General features: G+C 68.1%; 1 protein-coding gene. It reads right to left on the bottom strand.

Annotated features, from left to right (window positions below; translation table 11 throughout):
• Positions 1-470 (bottom strand): HlyD family secretion protein (locus tag ACEN88_RS33900; protein ID WP_413346756.1); only part of this gene is annotated, 470 nt, incomplete at its 3' end.
• Positions 471-555 lie beyond the last annotated feature (85 nt).

Raw genomic sequence — 555 nt, 5'->3', positions numbered from 1 at the left:
CCGTCGGCCGCCAGTTCTTCCACGCGTTTCAGGTCGGCATTCGCGCGCTGCGCCTGGGCAGCCGCGTTGGCGACGGCGGCCTGGTTCTGCTGGATGGTGGCGCTGGCCGTGCCGCGGCTTTGCGCGAAGTTCGCCAGCGCGGCGCGCGTGGTCGCCAGCTGGGCCTTGGCCTGGTCCAGTCTCTGCTGGTAGATGCGGTCGTCGATGCGCATCAGCAGCTGGCCCTGGTGGACCACCTGGTAATCCTGCACGTCCACTTCGACGATGTAGCCGGACAGTTGCGGACTGATGATCGTCACCTGCCCCCGCACCAGCGCGTTCTCCGTCGTCTGCAGCGCGCTGTGGAACGGCGGCAGGTTCCAGGCATACAGCACGATCAGGACGCCGATCAGCGCGATGAAGGCGAACAGCAGGCCGCTCACGATGACGTGGCGGTTCGATGTTTGTTGGGTTGTCGTCGTTTCCGGCATGGTCGGGGCTCGATTCAGGTTGGGACGGCCGGCGTCGGCTGGGGCGGACGCGGCGCCGTGCGGCGGTCGCCGGATGGGACGGCGA

The sequence above is a fragment of the Massilia sp. CT11-108 genome, from assembly GCF_047302915.1.
In the GTDB taxonomy this organism is placed as follows: domain Bacteria; phylum Pseudomonadota; class Gammaproteobacteria; order Burkholderiales; family Burkholderiaceae_D; genus Telluria; species Telluria orientalis.
This window is presented reverse-complemented; position numbering and strand designations above follow the sequence as displayed.